Genomic DNA, 17,427 nt, shown 5'->3' with positions numbered 1-17,427 from the left:
TTTTATCATCGATTAGAAAACCTTGAAAGGGAGAATAGTGAAGATTTCGACCAAGTCACCATGTTGTGCAATAAAACATCCTTTTTATTGAGGAAAGAGGAACAAGTATAGGGTGCTTTTGTCCCGATTACCAGTAATTAAATGAAAAGGCTAGATAGGAAGAAAAAAAAATCTATCCTGATAAAAGTAAGGAATATGCTAATAACGTTTCTCGAATTAAATTAAACAAAGCCCCTTCTTTAATAAAAGGGACTTTTCTCGGTTAAAACCCGATTAATTATTCACCGTATAGTCATCATATATGACATGTAAGTAATTTTCATCAGTATAAATGCTATAACCACCGATTTCAAACTTTGCTTCTATCTGTCCGTGTGTATCTTCTACTAACTTAATATTTTCAATTATTCCTTTATCTGTAAAATCACTGATATATTCTTTAAAGTAATCTATTTGAATATCAGAATACTCTAACGCAGCCTTTGTATGGAAGAGATTAATAACAAAAATCACTTCATTATCTTCTCTCTCAATAAACAAAATATCCGAGCTTTCTAATCCATATAGGATTCCGTTGTGCTTTGTTGCTATCTTTGCTAAGTCAGCAAATTTTTCACTATCCATGAGGTTTACCTTATTAGAAGTTGTACTTAGGCTGTTAATATCATCTGCCTTAACTAGTTCATCTGTGCTTGTTATAGAATCTGTTCCATCAGCTAAAGCATAATTTTCACTTGACGAGTCTATTATCTCATTCGTGGAAGTATTTTCGGTAGATTGTGCTGATCCTGGAGATTGGGTAGCTTTCGTTTCACTTGGAGCACCATGGTAATAAAATGCAGAAGTAATTAGGAAAAAAACAGTCAGAATTAAAATTATACCTTTCTTTTTCATGTTAAATACCCTCCCAAAAATTAACTTTATTATTACGTTTTTGTAACAAATATTACAGTTAATTTATAACATGGTTAGTAATAAGTGTCAATTACTTTTTAGTGAATGGGCTTTTATCAATTCACTAAACAGGGTCATACTAAGCGATCTATTTAATCATCTAAGTAAAATATGTTTGCTAATTACCACCAATAAGATTTTAATTGTAGGCCTATCTTTCTCTTGTCTATAACATAATTAAAAGGGAAGTAGTAAGGGTTATTTCAGGATTACATAACAAAATTCAGTGTGTTTATGGGAGGATCTATTCCAAAAGCAATTAATTATGGTTAAAGTATTATCTCAGTTTGGAAAATAGGGAATGTCATTTATATGAGTATAGATGTAGGGGTCTAGATGCTGATTATTCTTCACTCTTGTTAAGGGTAAATTTACCTTTTTAGGAGGAGTCACTTCTTTAAACAGGGTATAGTAGAAATATATCTAAAAAGATGTCCAATTGATAACTACTAAAATTAAAACTAATCTGTAGAGAAGTTAACGACCTCAAAACTATTAGGTTCTGTAGTCCAAGGTTTGAATAGCATTTCCTATTTCAGCATTCCTGACAAATCTCGGAACATGAAATGAGGCAAAGTATCTAATTCATCAAGAGGCAAATTTTTCCGATTAACCCAAGCTGTTTTGAATCCAAAATTTGTAGCCCCAATTATATCCCATCCATTAGAAGATACAAATAAAATTTCTTCTTTTTCGTACCCCAATGTTCTTAAAGCATGAAGGTAGGAAGCAGGAGTTGGTTTATATTGTTTAACGTCATCTATACTAATAATGTCATCAATATACGGTGAGAGTGTAGATGTCTTAACAAGGGGCTCTAGCATATCATGTGATCCGTTCGAAAATACAACAAGCTTCTTCTTATTCTGTAGTTGCTGTAAGACCGATTCAACTTCTGGAAAAGGACTTAATTGCTTATAGGCTTCAAGCAATATTTTTTCACTTTCCTCATTATAAAGTAATTGTAATTCGTTTAACGCATACTTTAATGATGAACGGGTGATGGAAAGAAATGATCTGTATTTGTCCATAAGTTGACAAAGAAAAGCGTATTCCAGCTGTTTCTTTCGCCATAATGTGCTCATTTTCTCGCCGTTTCCAGGATAAAGCTCTTCACATTTAGATGTGATGGAATAAACATCGAATAACGTACCGTATACATCAAAAATAATGGCTTTCATGTTTGGATTCATGAGTACCCTCCATCAGAAGATTATTGGTGAACATTCCTAATTATAAATCAGTAGCTTTTAGACAGTATGACCCAGGTAGCTGAACATACAAAACGGACGAATCTAGTCCATTCGTCCGTTTTGTGTGCCAGCGCTATTTAGAAGTAGGGATTGTATAGTTTAAGTCCCAGATTACATCAAAGCAATCTTTAATTTTGGCAAATTTTGCTCCCCAAAACGTATCCTGAAGCTCCATTAAAACTGTGCCCTTTTCAGATAGACGGGAGTAAATTTTTTGAATTTCTTCTTCACTATCCAATTCAAGAGCTAATGAGATATTATTGCCTGTTGTAACGGGTTGATTTAAGAAGGCATCAGAAAACATGAGTATGAATTCTCCCTTCATAAATCGAGCATGCATAACGAGGTCATCTGCCTCTGCTGGTGTTGGGAAATCTGCTTCACCGAATGTTTGAATGGAAGAAATCTCCCCTTCAAAAACGTCTTTATAGTACTGTAATGCTTCTTTTGCTTGGCCGTTAAATGTTAAGTATGGGGTTGCTTGAGAGTTCATTTCACACACATCCTTTTAAAAAGTGGGACTTGCAATCCTTATTATATATCGAATGAAGCTACAAAACAAGAACGTTTGTTCGATTATTTTCGATTGTAATCTTCATTTTTTGCGAAAAATAGAGATTTATTACATGGTTTCTGAATCTTACTATACCTCGCTTGTAAGAAAATAGTTGTTGCATGCGTTATGACGGAGAACGAGTGATTAATCATGCAAGTTGTTCCACTCTATTGACCATTCGTTTCATAATTAGGTGAATAGTCTCTAGAAAAATAGATAAAAATGGTATAATAAGCGTAATAAAAAAGAGTAGATTGCGAGGAGAAATCATGTCACTAACAAATAAGCGGTGGTTTCGGTCGATGATTGCCATCATTTTAAGCTTAATCATTATTTTTTTATTAGATAAAGTGAGTTTTATCTTTACTCCGTTAACGGTGTTGTTAAAAACGATTTTTCTACCATTTGTCGTAGCGGGAATATTATTTTATTTATGTCGACCGTTGGTGAGTTATTTAGAAAGGAATAAAGTGCCAAAGGGAATTGCCATCATTACGGCCTATATTGCCATTGTGCTAGTGATATTCGGGATGACGAGGCTTATTGGGCCTGTTGTGAACGATCAGTTAGATCGATTTGTACAAAATATTCCTGAAATGACGGAAGCGATTAAAGAGGTGGTAGAGTATGTTAATGAAAATCAAGAAGAAATCATCCCTCAATCGTTGAAAGACTATAGTAAAAACTTAAGTAATAATATTGAAAGCTATGACATAGAAGGATACATATCCAGCTGGTCTTTAGGCATTATCTCTTTCGTGACGGGAATCGTAAATACGATTATTTATTTAATATTAGTTCCTTTTATATTATTTTATATGTTAAAGGATAGTAATCGCTTTGTTCCTTTTATCTCTAAATTCTTTCCGCAAAATAAACGGAGTGATGTGAAGGATGTTTTTGGGGCAATGGATAAGACGATTTCCTCTTATATTCAGGGGCAAGTGTTTGTAAGTATTTGCATTGGTACTCTTTTGTTAATAGGGTACTTAGTTATTGACCTTGAATATTCTATTGTATTAGCGCTATTCGGAATGTTTACAAATGTGATTCCTTTCATTGGTCCGTTTATTGCGGTGATACCAGCGCTATTGGTTGCCCTTTTTCAAGATCCGATTATGGTATTCTATGTTGCTATCATCATGATAGTTGCACAGCAAGTAGAAGGGAATATCATCTCGCCACAAGTCATGGGGAAAACCTTACAAATTCATCCATTAACGATTATCGTGTTAATTTTATTTGCAGGAAATTTAATTGGTTTTATCGGGATCATCTTTGTGATTCCTGTATACGCGGTCTCGAAGACTGTCGTCACTCATTTATATAAATTAATTGTCTCTAGTTAATGGACTATGAAGGTAATTCGTGATGGCTATTTTGGATTTTTGTGTCATTTTGGTGAAGGAAGCGTTTATGAACTGAAACCGAAAGCTATAGAAAAGTGGATGGTATTCGTGTAGTGTCCATACAAATACAGTGAATAAAAAAGCGAGCTCAATTTGAGCTCGCTTTTTTATTAGATTGCTTTAGCTGTAAGGTCTACACTAATATTTCCTTTTGTAGCTTTAGAGTATGGACATACAGTGTGAGCTGTGTTGACAAGCTGCTCAGCTTCTTCTTGTGATACACCTTTAATCGTAACCATCATGTTAACAGATAAGCCGAAGCCGCCATCTGTGTCTTTTCCGATTGAAACTTCTGCTGTTACTTCGCTTTCAATTTGCTTACGTGCTTGACGAGCTACTAAGTTGAGTGCTGAATCAAAGCAAGCAGAATATCCTGCTGCAAATAATTGTTCAGGGTTTGTTCCCTCACCACCTGCTCCACCTAATCCTTTTGGCATGGAAAGAGAAAAGTCAATCGTACCATCTGATGAAGTAACTTTCCCTTGGCGTCCTCCAGCTGTTGTAGCACTTGCGGTATATAATGCATTCATGTTTAATTCCTCCTAGATTTAATAGTTAAGTATTTTCATTTCTTATAATACATTTAGCCTTAATTAATTGCAAGTAATTAGATTGTGCAAAATGAAAAAAGTTTTGATTAAGATTTTATTTAGAAGAAAACGTTTTGTTTCGTTGCACAGTAATTGTAAAAAATCCACTGTTTGAAAACGCAAAAAACCAACTGAATGTTATTGTTCAGTTGGTTTTTCTCGTACAGAAGTAAAGGGCATTAATTAAAGCTTTACTCCATCTAAAAATTCAATTACTTGGTCTGGCGTTTTAGCATGCGCACTGTGTAAGTGTGCCTTTTTCTCACCGTTTTGAAAAATTAATAAGCTTGGAATACCCATTACATCGTATTTTTCGGCGAGCTCTGGTAATTCATCCTTGTTTAATTCATACCAAGTGTATTGACTGTATTCATTAATGATATCATCAATAAACATATCCATTCGACGACAGTCTGGACACCAGTCAGCAAAAAACTTGATTAAGACGGGCTCAGGTTTTGAGATGAGTTGCTCGAATACGTCTGTGCTTTTAATTGCTTCCATACTGTTCTCCTCCTATTCCATTTTATTGTATCCACGTTTATTGAAAGAATCAAAAAAAATGCTTCTTGAATAAGAAAATAAAAAATGAACTATGTCAGAAAAGTCTCCTAAGAAAGGAAACATCCTTTGTCGTCAGATGCAGTGAGAGCAGGAAATTCTCTTTGTAGGTTGAATATAAGAATAAGGATTTCTCTCTCGCAAAATTGTTGAATTATCATTAATCATTAGATATCTCGAAAGAAAAGATTGTTAATGTAAACATAGACCAGGAAAAGGAGTGAGCCAAATTGGACAAAGAAATGTTTTATCAACAAGTGGATGGACTCGTTGAAAAATATACCGAGCTGTTACTTGGAGAAGCAAATGAAGATTTAAAGGAAAAAGTTGAAAAGTGGATCCTTTACACGTATATCTCTAAATCTATGCCACCCCTTGTCAAACATTGGAATACACTATATCCAGAAGGGAAGGCAGAAATGAAAAAACTCATCCTCGAAATTAAGCAATTAAATGAACAGCATCGTGAAGCTACTAATCGAAAGGATAAATAAAGATAGAGGAATTTTGATTTCATTCATGAGAATAGAGTAATTAGAGGTTCACTATCAAAATAGACGAAATGAATAGTGGGAGACAAGGAATCATGAAACAAGAGGAGATTAAGATTGTATTAGGGGCGGGGGAATATAATAATAACCCTGGATGGGTTCATTCACAGGAAGGTGAATTAAATTTATTAGATGAAACTACATGGAAAAACAAATATAGTACCTGTTCTATAGCAGCTTTCTTGGCGGAACATGTATGGGAGCATTTGACCTATGATGAGGGAATTGAAGCAGCAAAGCGATGCTATAAATATTTAAAAACATCAGGGTATGTTCGTTGTGCAGTTCCAGATGGGTATTTTCGTAATGATGAATATCAAAATATCGTGAAAATAGGAGGGCCAGGCCCTATAGATCATCCTGCTGCAAGCCATAAAATCGTGTACAATTATCACACATTGTCAGAAGTGTTTAGAAAAGCAGGGTTTGAAGTGAGATTATTGGAGTATTGCGGAAGTGACGGAGAGTTCCATTACAAAGAATGGGACGGGAAAGACGGTGTAATCTATCGTTCAAAAAAATATGACCCTAGAAATCAAGGAGATAGGCTTCAATGTCCGTCACTGATTATTGACGCAATTAAAAAATGAATGTGTTTTTATATTGAAGAATTCGATTGTTACTAGATTGATGAAAAGGGAAAGGTGTAATGGATATATATATTGATAGGTTAACGGCACGTGATACGGAAGAATTGTATACATTTGAATGTCTAAACAGAAGCTTTTTTGAGGAATTAGTTCCTAGCCGTGGTGAAGACTATTATCAGTATCAGAATTTTAAAATAAGGCATACAGAATTATTAGCAGAACAAGAAAAAAACTCATCGTATTTTTTTCTAATCAAAAATAATACAGATAAAATTGTCGGTCGAATGAACTTGGTAGATATCGATCAACATAAAAATGAGGCTAGTGTCGGGTATAGAATTGGAAAAGAATTTACGGGGAAAGGAGTTGCCAGCAAAGCTTTACAGCTTTTAGTTGAACAAATAAGGAATTCTAGTATCGAAAAGGTAAAAGCCAAAACAACGACGAACAATATTTCATCTCAAAAGGTATTAGAAAAAAATGGGTTTAACTATCTTCGCTTAAGTGATGAAACTATTGAATGGAATGGCCAAAATGTGAAATTAAAATACTATGTATTATATGTGTAGCTTCATTCGTAAGCTTTCAAGCAGTTGGAAATGTGGGCGAGAAGTGGTGTGAATCGAGTAAGCATTATATTTTACTCAGGAGAATGAAACAGTGTAGAGATGATCTCTACACTGTTTAAAAGAACGAAAATCAACGATTATTGCATATGATTTCCATAAGGGAATTGAGAAGAGTAACCTTGGAACTGTTGATAGGACTGTTGAAGTTTTTGTTGATCGGCAGCCTCTAGTTTATACCATCCGTGACGGAACATGCAGTTATAGAGCTCCCTTTGTGAATTTTGTGTTTCATTAAAAATCGTTAAGAGGTCTTGGTAAAGTGCTTGATGACTAGCTTCATTTAAAGCGGTACAATACGCATCGGTTAAGTACTTTTCCGTAGATAAAAGATCGTTGACAAAATCACGATCATTCATTTTGGGTGTTTTAGGTACTTGGGTTTCAGGGTTCTGAATTTTATTATTTTGTTGGTTTTGCATCGAGAAGTCCCCTTTACATATAGGTTTGATTTTGTGGCGATTGATTAGCGTTTAAGTGTGTTAATATTTGTTCGTAATGTCGTTGATGCATTTGTCCGCATTTATCTAGTTCGGCTTTTAGCTCAGCATCTTGGCAGTGCTCCGCTAAAAAATGTGATTTTTTCATGGCAAGTAAGTTCCAAGAAAGCATGTCGTTTAAATAAAGTGCATCCTTTGTTGTAATCATTTGTGGGGGTGTTTGGTAGGATTGACCTCCCGTTTGGTTATGTTGCATTTGCTTTCCTCCTAATTGTTATATTCATACCACCCTTTAGTCTCCCTCAAGGCTCTTTGTCTATGCAAACCTTCGCGACAAATAATGATATTTTTTTCGTAAACTAATTGTCATGTATATTCAAATAATATGAAAAGTGGTAAAATAAATTGAATAGTGGGAAGGGGGTTCACCTCTTTATTCTTCAAGAAGTAACCGCTTTCAAGATTTCTTTTTTGGGGGTATACAACATGGAACAAGTCATGCGTAATTTTTTCTTATTTTTATCTAAAAATCGTGGACTTACGAAAATGGCGAAGCGATATGGGCTTAAATTTGGTGCAGGTCGATTTGTGGCAGGTGAAGATATCCAGCAAGCTACTAAGGTTATCCAAGAGTTAAACCGAAAGGGCCTTGTTGTGACCATTGATTATTTGGGAGAATTTGTGGATAACGAAAAAGAAGCAAATGAAATGGCAGATAACTCCATTATAGCTATTAAAGCAATTGGGCGCCAAAACCTTCAATCCCAACTATCCTTAAAATTGACTTCAATGGGATTAGATATTTCTGAAGAAGTGGTTATGAGCAACATGCGAAGAATCATGGAATCCGCTAAAGAGAATGATGTGTTTGTGACGATTGATATGGAAGACTACTCACGTTGTGAAAAAACGATCCAAATTTTTAAAAAGCTGAAAAGCGAATATGATAATATAGGAACCGTCATTCAATCCTATTTGTATCGTACTGAGGACGATATGAAGGACCTTGATTCCTATTCCCCTAATTTACGTCTAGTGAAAGGTGCATACAAGGAATCTACAGACGTTGCCTTTCCAGAGAAAAAAGACGTAGATGAAAATTTAAAAAATATTATTAAAATGCATCTATTAAATGGCCATTATACAGCTGTTGCTTCTCATGATGATGCAATGATTGAATATACGAAAGAGCTTGTTAAGAAACATAATATACCAAAAAGTCAGTTTGAATTTCAAATGCTTTACGGAATACGTCCTGATCGCCAACAAGAATTAAAAGATGAAGGTTATACAATGCGGGTATATGTACCATATGGAACAGATTGGTACGGGTATTTTATGAGACGATTAGCAGAAAGACCCGCTAATGTTGCTTTTGTGTTAAAAGGAATTTTAAAGAAATAAAAAACATTTTTAATGGCAGGATTAGGTCATGTAGGTAAATAATAAATGAACAGGGCGTCCAATCAGTCGTTATTTAAACTATTGGCCGCCCCTTTGCATGGTGAAGAATATAGACAAGCTTTATTTCTAGGATTCTATGGTTGTTTTTTATACTGGTTATTTTGACTGTTTACTTTACCACCACCGTCATATTCGGGTGTTGGACCCGCATTTCCTTTTACACTAGCTGCGCTAACGGCCGCTTTTGTTGGACTTTTTTTCCTTTTCATTATTTACACCTCCATTAATTAATGTTTCCAAATTAAATAGGGTTATTATTTTTTAGAAATATCAATATTGTTAGAAAATTTATTTTTTTAGGCGTTTAAATATTGCGTTTTTTTCCATTTTCTTTTATATTATAAGTAGTAGAACTCATTCGAGGTAATTTTTTTTGGCAATAAAATGAATGAGTATTCATTCAAGATGTCAAAGGAGGAAGTAAACGTGGTAAAGCAAATAAAGAAAGCAGCCGTTTTAGGTTCTGGTGTGATGGGATCAGGAATTGCCGCACACTTAGCGAACATTGGAATCCCAACTTTGTTATTAGATATTGTTCCTCGTGAATTAACCGATCAAGAAAAAGCAAAAGGACTAACACTAGAAGATAAGGTTGTTCGTAATCGGATTAGTGAAAGCGCTTTAAAGAAACTACTAAAACAAAAGCCCGCACCATTAACATCTAAAAGTAACCTTGGACTAATTGAAGCTGGAAACTTTGATGATGATATGGAAAAGATCAGTGAGGTCGATTGGGTTATCGAGGTTGTTGTAGAAAATTTAGATATAAAGAAAAAAGTATTTGGACAAGTCGAAAAGTATCGAAAAGAAGGAAGTATTATCAGTTCGAATACTTCTGGAATATCAATCGAAGCAATGGCAGAAGGACGCTCAGCAGACTTCCAAAAGAACTTTCTTGGAACGCATTTCTTTAATCCACCTCGCTATTTAAAATTACTTGAAGTTATTCCAACAAAACATACAGATCCAAGTGTTCTTGAGTTTATGAAGGGCTTTGGTGAGGATGTGTTAGGTAAAGGGGTTGTGTTGGCAAAGGACACTCCGAACTTTATTGCTAACCGTATAGGAACATATGGATTATTAGTGACTGTTCAAGAAATGATTAAAGGTGATTTTAGCGTAGGAGAAGTTGATTCCGTGACGGGTCCTCTAATCGGAAGACCAAAAAGTGCAACCTTCCGTACTCTTGATGTTGTTGGCTTAGATACCTTTATCCATGTTGCCAACAATGTTTACCATCAAGTTGAAGGAGACGAAAAAGCGGCGTTCTCAACACCTGAGTTTATGAAGAAAATGCTGGAAAATGGCTGGTTAGGAAGTAAATCAGGCCAAGGATTTTATTTAAAGAAGGGCAAAGAAATTCTTGAACTGAATACAAACACACTACAATATGAGGAACGAAAAAAGCTTAAGACGCCTGGACTAGAGATGAGTAAACAGCAAAAAGGGGCAAAAAATAAGCTGAAGGCCCTCGTTTACAGTGAAGACAAAGCAGGTAACCTGCTGTGGAATATCCTTTCACCGGTACTAAGATACTCTGCCCAGCTACAAGGTGAAATTGCTGATGATATTGTGGCAATTGATCAAGCGATGAAATGGGGCTTTGGTTGGGAGTTTGGTCCATTTGAGTCATGGGATGCTATTGGACTAGAAAAGTCTGTTTCTAAGATGTTAGCAGAAGGGAAAGAAGTACCAGCTTGGATTAGCGACATGCTAGAAAATGGATTCACTTCATTTTATAAAGAAGAAGCGGGAGAAATGTTCTTTTATCATGAAGGGGAATATAAAAAAATTGAACGAAATAAAAAAGAAATTGATTTAAAGCTATTGAAAAAGCAAGGAAAGCTTATTAAGAAAAATTCAGGTGCGAGTTTAATCGACATTGGTGACGGAGTCGCATTACTTGAGTTCCATTCACAAAATAATGCAATTGGTTTGGATATTATCCAAATGGTTAACTACGCGGTTGATGAAGTAGAGAAAAATTATAAAGGGCTTGTAATCGGAAACCAAGCTAAAAATTTCTGCGTAGGAGCAAACCTTGCCCTCATCTTAATGGAAGCTCAGGACGATAATGTATTTGAAATTGATATGGTCATTCGCCACTTCCAACAAGCAATGTTAAAAATGAAATATAGCCATAAACCAGTAGTCTCCGCCCCATTTGGGATGACATTAGGAGGCGGTGCAGAGATGTGTTTACCGACAGATCATATCCAAGCATCTATGGAAACCTATATGGGCCTTGTTGAAGTTGGAGTTGGCTTAATTCCTGGTGGAGGCGGAAATAAAGAACTTTACCTTAAATATTTGAACAGTATGCCAAATGGTGTCGACTTTGATCTTCAGAAAGTAGCGAATGCTGTCTTTGAGAGTATTGCAATGGCTAAGGTGTCTACTTCTGGAGAGGAAGCAAGAGACAATAATTTCTTAAACAAGGCTGATGGAGTAAGTGTAAACGCCGACCACCTTTTATATGATGCTAAACAAGCTGTTCTTGCCCTTGATGCAGCAGGTTATACACCACCGATTCGTAAAAAAGTACCGGTTGTAGGGGAGACAGGTTACGCAACCTTACTACTTGGCGCACAAGCAATGGTTCATTCCGGTTACATTTCTGAGCATGATTTAACAATCGCGAAGAAACTAGCTTATGTGATTGCCGGTGGAAAAGTTCCATACGGAACCGAGGTAGACGAACAGTATTTATTAGACTTAGAGCGACAAGCATTTATTGAACTTGTAGGAGAACCAAAATCGCAAGCAAGAATGCAACACATGCTCATTAAAGGAAAACCATTACGTAACTAATAAAATACAAGAAAACTAAGAAAAGGGGAGAACATTCATGCGTGAAGCGGTCATCGTTGCTGGTGCTAGGACACCAGTTGGAAGAGCAAAAAAAGGGACGTTAGCCTCTGTAAGACCGGATGATTTAGGGGCACTCGTTGTAAAAGAAACATTGAAGCGTGCAGGTGATTATGAGGGAAATATTGATGATTTAATTATCGGGTGTGCAATGCCAGAAGCGGAGCAAGGGTTGAATATGGCAAGAAATATCGGAGCCATTGCCGGCTTATCACATGATGTACCAGCCATCACCATCAACCGATATTGCTCGTCTGGATTACAGTCCATCGCAAATGCAGCTGAAAAAATCATGATTGGTCATGCAGACACGATTATTGCTGGTGGTGCGGAGTCAATGAGTCTAGTTCCGATGATGGGACATGTGGTGCGTCCAAATGCTAGTTTGGCTGAAACGGCTCCTGAGTATTATATGAGCATGGGCCATACAGCGGAGGCTGTTGCACAGAAATTCGGTATTTCTCGTGAAGAACAAGATGAATTTGCTGTAAGAAGTCATGAACGTGCTGCGAAAGCTATCGCTGAGGGTAAGTTTGATGATGAGACGGTTGGTGTTGATGTAACGCTGCGATCAGTCGATGAAAATAATAAATTAGTAGAAAAACAGATTCATTTCGACAAAGATGAAGGCGTACGTACAAACACAACGTCGGAAGTATTAAGTAAGTTACGACCAGCCTTCAATGCAAGGGGGTCTGTAACGGCTGGGAACTCTTCACAAACAAGTGATGGAGCAGCAGCAGTAATGGTCATGGACCGAGAAAAATCTGAGTCAATTGGCTTAACACCTTTAGTCAAGTTTCGTTCCTTTGCCGTAGCAGGGGTTCGACCTGAAATTATGGGGGTAGGCCCAGTTGAAGCAATTCCAAAAGCATTAAAGCTTGCCGGATTAGAACAATCAGATATAGGGCTATTTGAGTTAAATGAAGCTTTTGCATCGCAATCGATTCAAGTTATCCGTGAGCTTGGTCTTGATATAGATAAAGTGAATGTAAACGGTGGAGCTATTGCATTAGGTCATCCACTAGGCTGTACAGGATCTAAACTTACGCTTTCCCTTATTCATGAAATGAAACGACGCAACGAGCAGTTTGGTGTTGTAACAATGTGTATTGGCGGCGGAATGGGTGCTGCTGGAGTGTTTGAGTTAATTTAATAAAAAGGCAATAACAAAATAGAATTACTAATTTTAAGGAGGATTTTTAAATGGAAAACACGACTGAAAAATTGATAAAAGGCGGAAGTTTTTTAATCGAAGATGTAACGTATGATCAAGTTTTTACACCAGAGGAGTATTCTGATGAGCAATTAATGATTGCAAAAACAACTGAAGATTATGTGGAAAAAGAAGTATTACCTGTTGTTGAGAATCTTGAGAATCATGAGTTCGAACATTCTGTAAGATTATTAAAAGAAGCAGGTGAGCTTGGGTTACTTGGTGCAGATGTACCGGAAGAATATGGTGGTCTAGGCTTAGATAAAGTAAGCTCTGCTTTAATTGCTGAAAAAATGTCTCGTGCAGGAGGCTTCTCAATCACACATGGGGCTCACGTTGGAATCGGTTCCTTGCCAATCGTTCTTTTCGGTAATGAAGATCAAAAAAATCAATACTTACCTGGGCTTTCTACAGGGGAAAAAATTGCTGCATATGCCTTAACAGAGCCTGGTTCTGGTTCAGATGCATTAGGAGCTAAAACGACAGCAAAATTAAATGAAGCTGGAACTCACTTCATTTTAAATGGTGAAAAGCAATGGATTACGAATGCGGGATTTGCTGATGTATTTGTCGTCTATGCAAAAATAGATGGAGAACATTTCTCAGCCTTTATCGTAGAGAATGAATTTAAAGGCGTTTCAACTGGTGCAGAGGAGAAAAAGATGGGAATTAAGAGTTCTTCAACTCGCACGCTGATTTTAGAAGATGCGGAAATTCCTGTAGAAAATTTATTAGGGCAAGCAGGAAAGGGACATATCATTGCTTTTAATATTTTAAATATTGGGCGATATAAGCTAGGAGTGGGTGCTGTAGGAGCCTCAAAACGTGCCTTAGAAGTTTCCTTACAATATGCAAACCAACGCCAACAATTTAAAACACCGATTTCAGCCTTTAACTTAACGAAAGAAAAATTCGCTACTATGGCAGCTAAGTTGTATGCTTCTGAAAGCTCAGTTTATCGTACAGTAGGTTTGTTTGAAAATCGAATGAGTAAATTAACAGATGAAGAAGTAAAAAATGGTAAAGAGGTTGCAAATTCGATTGCAGAGTATGCCATTGAATGCTCACTCAATAAAGTTTTTGCTACAGAAGTATTAGATTATATAGCTGATGAAGGGGTTCAAATTCACGGAGGTTATGGCTTCATGCAAGAGTATGAAGTAGAAAGATTGTACCGTGATTCACGAATAAATCGTATTTTTGAAGGAACAAATGAAATTAACCGTTTACTCGTACCAGGGACCTTCCTTCGTAAAGCAATGAAAGGTGAACTTCCTCTTCTTCAAAAAGCCCAAGGTCTTCAAGAAGAATTGATGATGATGATGCCGGAAGAAGTAGGCGATGAGCCATTAGCGCAAGAAAAATTACTTGTGAAAAATGCAAAGAAAATCGGATTATTGGCTGCTGGTCTTGCTGCACAGAAATTTGGTAAAAAGCTTGAACAGGAACAAGAGATTTTAGTGAATATTGCCGACATTGTATCAAATGCATACGCAATGGAATCTGCAGTTCTCCGTACAGAAAAAGCGATTGAAAAAGATGGTGTAGAGAAAGCATCACAAAAGCTTCTTTATACACAAATATTCTGTCAAGAAGCATTCATTGAAATTGAGCAACATGCAAAAGAAACACTTGTTGCTGCAGAGACAGGAGATGCACTAAGAATGATGTTATCTGCTCTTCGTAAATTAACTCGCTACACACCAGTTAACGTTGTAGCATTAAAACGTACGGCATCAGAAAAATTAACAGATACGGAGAAATACGCATTATAAGATAACCTTTTCTTAAGGAGAGTCCAATCATGGGCTCTCCTTTTTGTATGATACAATGAAACGTAACTAAAGGGGTTTACTCATAACGGATGAAATGGACGTCAAGGAAATGAACATGCTGATTGAACTTATCACGTGTACAGGATTGAAGCTATTTCAATACGCTTTCTTACATTGTCTCGTTGATTTATGTAGAGAATAATGTTTACATCCATTGTGAGAAAAGGTAAAGAACGAGTATAATGGTAGGTGAAACTGGAGAAAGGAAGGAATATATGGGGCAAAGAGCAATAGAAACATTTCGATCGTGCATACCACTCTTTCAAGCCTTAAGTGATCCTTATCGTCAAGATATAATATTGCTGTTGGCAGACAAAGAGCCGCTTACTGTTAATGAAATAACAGAGCATTTAACACTTTCCCGACCAGCCGTATCACATCACTTAAAAATCTTACGAGATCAAAAGTTGGTTTCCAATGTGCAAAAGGGAACACAGCGATATTATTCACTTGAATTGGAAGATGCCACACAACTATTAAAAGAACTTATTGATACAGTGGAAATTACATGTAATTAAGAGGTGAAGTCAATATGTTATCATTTTATCAATATCCAAAATGTGGAACATGCAGAAAAGCTAAAAAATGGTTTACAGACAATGGAATTGAAGTAGAAGAAATCCACATTGTCGAACATCCTCCTACGAAAGATACGTTGGCGGAATTAGTAAACAAAAGTGGTGTAGAGATAAAAAAATTCTTTAATACTTCTGGGAAAAAATATCGTGAACTTGGTTTAAAAGATAAACTGAAGGTAGCGACCGAGGAAGAGATGTTAGAGCTACTTGCTTCTGATGGGATGCTAATTAAAAGGCCGATTGTAACGGATGGACAAAAGGTAACAGTAGGGTTTAAAGAAGACCAGTTTGAATCGACCTGGTTAAATTCTTCAAAATAAGAAGGAATTTCTTGCTTTTTGTCGAATAAATATGTCAAGATAAAGTTGAATACAGGTATGGAGGGATTGCAATGAGCACACCAAAAAAATTGCGTTATTCAGAAGAACATGAATGGGTAAAAGTAGAAGGTGGACAAATTCGAATCGGTATCACTGAATTTGCTCAATCGGAACTTGGAGATATCGTTTTTGTCGAGCTTCCAGAAGTCGGAGATGAAATCAAAGCGGACGAGCCTTTCGGAAGTGTAGAATCGGTTAAAACGGTTTCTGAGCTATATGCACCACTTAGTGGTAAGGTAGTAGCTATTAACGAAGATCTTGATGATTCTCCAGAATTCGTAAATGAATCTCCATACGAGAAAGCATGGATGGTAATCGTTGAACCAACAGATCTTGCTGATGTTGACAAGCTAATGACTCCTGAGCAATATGAAGAAATGATTAACGAAAATTAATGACAAAGCACCTTGGATTTCACTTTTCCAAGGTGTTTTTGTTTTATTGGGTATATTAATATCAATATTTAGAAGGTAGCATACTAATAAAGATACATAAACGAACAAACTAATAAGATCTAATTAGGAAAATAGACGGTTTGAATTAGTAGAGCAACTAGTAAAAGATATATAGAGCGGAACTTTTGCTTTTTTTATGAAAAAAAGCGAAAATAACTCCATAAATAAATTTTCTTGTGTCCACTATTCATGAATGATGAATAGAATAACATATACTTACTTAAAAGAGCTTAGGTGATGTTGATGAATGAACAAGAAGAAAAAGTTATTATTGTAGAAGGTGCTTCTGATAAGCAAAAAGTAAAAGAAATCGTTAAGGAGCATGTTGAGATTATTTGCACAAATGGAACGATCAGTTTAACAAAATTAGATGAGATAATTGATCCCCTTCTTCATCGAGATGTATATGTTTTAGTAGATGCTGATAAAGCAGGTGAAAAACTAAGAAAGTTGTTTATCAGAGAATTTCCCGAAGCGGAACACTTATATATTGATCGAATGTACAAGGAAGTAGCCTGTGCTCCTGGAAAGCATTTAGCCTCTGTATTGCTTAGTGCAAATATTGATGTACATGCTGAGTATTTATAGAAAAGGATGAATTTGAGAGAAAATGATACAAAATTGGACAAGCGATGAGTTCAAGAAACATATAGAAAATAAAGAAGTTATTTGTTTATATTTGTATACACCTATGTGTGGTACGTGTCAAGTAGCAGGGAAGATGCTTGAGGTAACAAACGAGCTTCTTCCCTCTCTGGATATAGGGAAAATGGATTTAAATTATGCACCTGAACTAGCCGATGAATATGGTATTGAGAGTGTCCCATGCTTATTAACATTTGTTAATGGAATGATTCAAGAAAAGGTCTATGCATTTCAATCAGTGCCGTTTCTTTACGAAAAGCTATTAACTGTAAAAGCGTAAAAAACAAGGATGAATCGTTGTTTTTTTGTTATGCGCTTTTCTTTTCCGCTTGTATTTTCGTCATGTGACTTACTAAGGTTGCCTCCCAATCTAATTGCTACTATTCATTCTATAATAAGGTGAATCATTAAGGTTTTCGGTAGGACAACAAACGAAAACATCATGTGAAAATACTA

Annotated in this window: 21 protein-coding genes; 13 read left to right on the top strand and 8 right to left on the bottom strand. The window is 36.1% G+C overall.

Annotated elements, in window-relative coordinates; all coding sequences use genetic code 11:
• Positions 1 to 273 precede the first annotated feature (273 nt).
• The 3 genes from WAK64_RS12545 to WAK64_RS12535 all read right to left on the bottom strand — a co-directional run bounded on the left by WAK64_RS12545 (position 274) and on the right by WAK64_RS12535 (position 2,700).
• Positions 274 to 894, bottom strand: a complete 621-nt coding sequence (locus WAK64_RS12545; protein WP_336587318.1) for a hypothetical protein — start codon at positions 892 to 894, stop codon at positions 274 to 276.
• Between the two features lie 590 nt (positions 895 to 1,484).
• Complete coding sequence (locus tag WAK64_RS12540; RefSeq protein ID WP_336587317.1) at positions 1,485 to 2,147, bottom strand: haloacid dehalogenase type II; 663 nt, start codon at positions 2,145 to 2,147, stop codon at positions 1,485 to 1,487.
• 133 nt (positions 2,148 to 2,280) lie between these two features.
• On the bottom strand, positions 2,281 to 2,700 hold the full coding sequence (locus WAK64_RS12535) for a VOC family protein (RefSeq protein ID WP_336587316.1): 420 nt from the start codon (positions 2,698 to 2,700) through the stop codon (positions 2,281 to 2,283).
• A 332-nt stretch (positions 2,701 to 3,032) separates the two neighbouring features.
• Between WAK64_RS12535 and WAK64_RS12530 the strand changes: the two genes are divergently transcribed.
• The gene (locus WAK64_RS12530; RefSeq protein ID WP_336587315.1) at positions 3,033 to 4,112 is read left to right on the top strand and encodes an AI-2E family transporter; all 1,080 of its coding nucleotides are present in this window, start codon (positions 3,033 to 3,035) and stop codon (positions 4,110 to 4,112) included.
• Positions 4,113 to 4,282: 170 nt separating this feature from the next.
• Here WAK64_RS12530 and WAK64_RS12525 read toward each other — a convergent pair whose 3' ends face one another.
• Positions 4,283 to 4,702: an organic hydroperoxide resistance protein gene (locus WAK64_RS12525; RefSeq protein WP_336587314.1), complete on the bottom strand. Its 420-nt coding sequence runs from the start codon at positions 4,700 to 4,702 to the stop codon at positions 4,283 to 4,285.
• 243 nt (positions 4,703 to 4,945) lie between these two features.
• Positions 4,946 to 5,266 (bottom strand): thioredoxin family protein, encoded by a 321-nt coding sequence (locus WAK64_RS12520; protein WP_336587313.1) that lies wholly within the window; start codon positions 5,264 to 5,266, stop codon positions 4,946 to 4,948.
• Between the two features lie 299 nt (positions 5,267 to 5,565).
• Here WAK64_RS12520 and WAK64_RS12515 point away from each other — a divergent pair, with 299 nt between their 5' ends.
• From WAK64_RS12515 to WAK64_RS12505, 3 genes are all read left to right on the top strand, one after another.
• A complete protein-coding gene (locus WAK64_RS12515) occupies positions 5,566 to 5,817 on the top strand; it encodes a YusU family protein (protein WP_336587350.1) in 252 nt (83 codons plus the stop codon).
• 92 nt (positions 5,818 to 5,909) lie between these two features.
• Positions 5,910 to 6,464, top strand: a complete 555-nt coding sequence (locus WAK64_RS12510) for a class I SAM-dependent methyltransferase (RefSeq protein ID WP_336587312.1) — start codon at positions 5,910 to 5,912, stop codon at positions 6,462 to 6,464.
• A 59-nt stretch (positions 6,465 to 6,523) separates the two neighbouring features.
• Positions 6,524 to 7,033, top strand: a complete 510-nt coding sequence (locus WAK64_RS12505; protein WP_336587311.1) for a GNAT family N-acetyltransferase — start codon at positions 6,524 to 6,526, stop codon at positions 7,031 to 7,033.
• Positions 7,034 to 7,170: 137 nt separating this feature from the next.
• Here the strand turns inward: WAK64_RS12505 and WAK64_RS12500 are convergent, their stop codons facing one another.
• Both WAK64_RS12500 and WAK64_RS12495 read right to left on the bottom strand, forming a co-directional pair.
• Complete coding sequence (locus WAK64_RS12500) at positions 7,171 to 7,512, bottom strand: spore coat protein (RefSeq protein ID WP_336587310.1); 342 nt, start codon at positions 7,510 to 7,512, stop codon at positions 7,171 to 7,173.
• Between the two features lie 13 nt (positions 7,513 to 7,525).
• The gene (locus WAK64_RS12495; protein WP_336587309.1) at positions 7,526 to 7,786 is read right to left on the bottom strand and encodes a hypothetical protein; all 261 of its coding nucleotides are present in this window, start codon (positions 7,784 to 7,786) and stop codon (positions 7,526 to 7,528) included.
• A gap of 230 nt (positions 7,787 to 8,016) precedes the next feature.
• On the opposite strand from WAK64_RS12495, the gene WAK64_RS12490 reads away from it, so the two are divergent.
• On the top strand, positions 8,017 to 8,934 hold the full coding sequence (locus WAK64_RS12490) for a proline dehydrogenase (protein ID WP_336587308.1): 918 nt from the start codon (positions 8,017 to 8,019) through the stop codon (positions 8,932 to 8,934).
• Between the two features lie 134 nt (positions 8,935 to 9,068).
• Here the strand turns inward: WAK64_RS12490 and WAK64_RS12485 are convergent, their stop codons facing one another.
• Positions 9,069 to 9,203, bottom strand: a complete 135-nt coding sequence (locus WAK64_RS12485; RefSeq protein WP_419465940.1) for a YuzL family protein — start codon at positions 9,201 to 9,203, stop codon at positions 9,069 to 9,071.
• 217 nt (positions 9,204 to 9,420) lie between these two features.
• Here WAK64_RS12485 and WAK64_RS12480 point away from each other — a divergent pair, with 217 nt between their 5' ends.
• The 8 genes from WAK64_RS12480 (at position 9,421) to WAK64_RS12445 (ending at position 17,251) form a co-directional block, all read left to right on the top strand.
• A complete protein-coding gene (locus WAK64_RS12480) occupies positions 9,421 to 11,805 on the top strand; it encodes a 3-hydroxyacyl-CoA dehydrogenase/enoyl-CoA hydratase family protein (RefSeq protein WP_336587307.1) in 2,385 nt (794 codons plus the stop codon).
• 37 nt (positions 11,806 to 11,842) lie between these two features.
• The gene (locus tag WAK64_RS12475) at positions 11,843 to 13,018 is read left to right on the top strand and encodes an acetyl-CoA C-acetyltransferase (protein WP_336587306.1); all 1,176 of its coding nucleotides are present in this window, start codon (positions 11,843 to 11,845) and stop codon (positions 13,016 to 13,018) included.
• Between the two features lie 50 nt (positions 13,019 to 13,068).
• Complete coding sequence (locus WAK64_RS12470; protein WP_336587305.1) at positions 13,069 to 14,853, top strand: acyl-CoA dehydrogenase family protein; 1,785 nt, start codon at positions 13,069 to 13,071, stop codon at positions 14,851 to 14,853.
• 275 nt (positions 14,854 to 15,128) lie between these two features.
• Entirely contained in the window at positions 15,129 to 15,431 is a 303-nt protein-coding gene (locus WAK64_RS12465; protein ID WP_336587304.1) for an ArsR/SmtB family transcription factor, read from the top strand.
• 14 nt (positions 15,432 to 15,445) lie between these two features.
• On the top strand, positions 15,446 to 15,811 hold the full coding sequence (locus WAK64_RS12460) for an arsenate reductase family protein (RefSeq protein WP_336587303.1): 366 nt from the start codon (positions 15,446 to 15,448) through the stop codon (positions 15,809 to 15,811).
• Positions 15,812 to 15,882: 71 nt separating this feature from the next.
• Positions 15,883 to 16,266 carry a glycine cleavage system protein GcvH gene (gcvH, locus tag WAK64_RS12455; protein ID WP_336587302.1) on the top strand — a complete coding sequence of 128 codons (384 nt, stop codon included), beginning with the start codon at positions 15,883 to 15,885 and terminating at the stop codon, positions 16,264 to 16,266.
• Positions 16,267 to 16,569: 303 nt separating this feature from the next.
• The gene (locus tag WAK64_RS12450) at positions 16,570 to 16,914 is read left to right on the top strand and encodes a toprim domain-containing protein (RefSeq protein WP_336587301.1); all 345 of its coding nucleotides are present in this window, start codon (positions 16,570 to 16,572) and stop codon (positions 16,912 to 16,914) included.
• A 22-nt stretch (positions 16,915 to 16,936) separates the two neighbouring features.
• The gene (locus WAK64_RS12445) at positions 16,937 to 17,251 is read left to right on the top strand and encodes a thioredoxin family protein (protein WP_336587300.1); all 315 of its coding nucleotides are present in this window, start codon (positions 16,937 to 16,939) and stop codon (positions 17,249 to 17,251) included.
• Positions 17,252 to 17,427 lie beyond the last annotated feature (176 nt).

It is taken from the genome of Bacillus spongiae (genome assembly GCF_037120725.1).
Classification (GTDB): Bacteria; Bacillota; Bacilli; order Bacillales; family Bacillaceae_K; genus Bacillus_CI; species Bacillus_CI spongiae.
The sequence above is the reverse complement of the archived record's forward strand: the minus strand, read 5'-3'. Positions and strand labels throughout refer to the sequence as shown.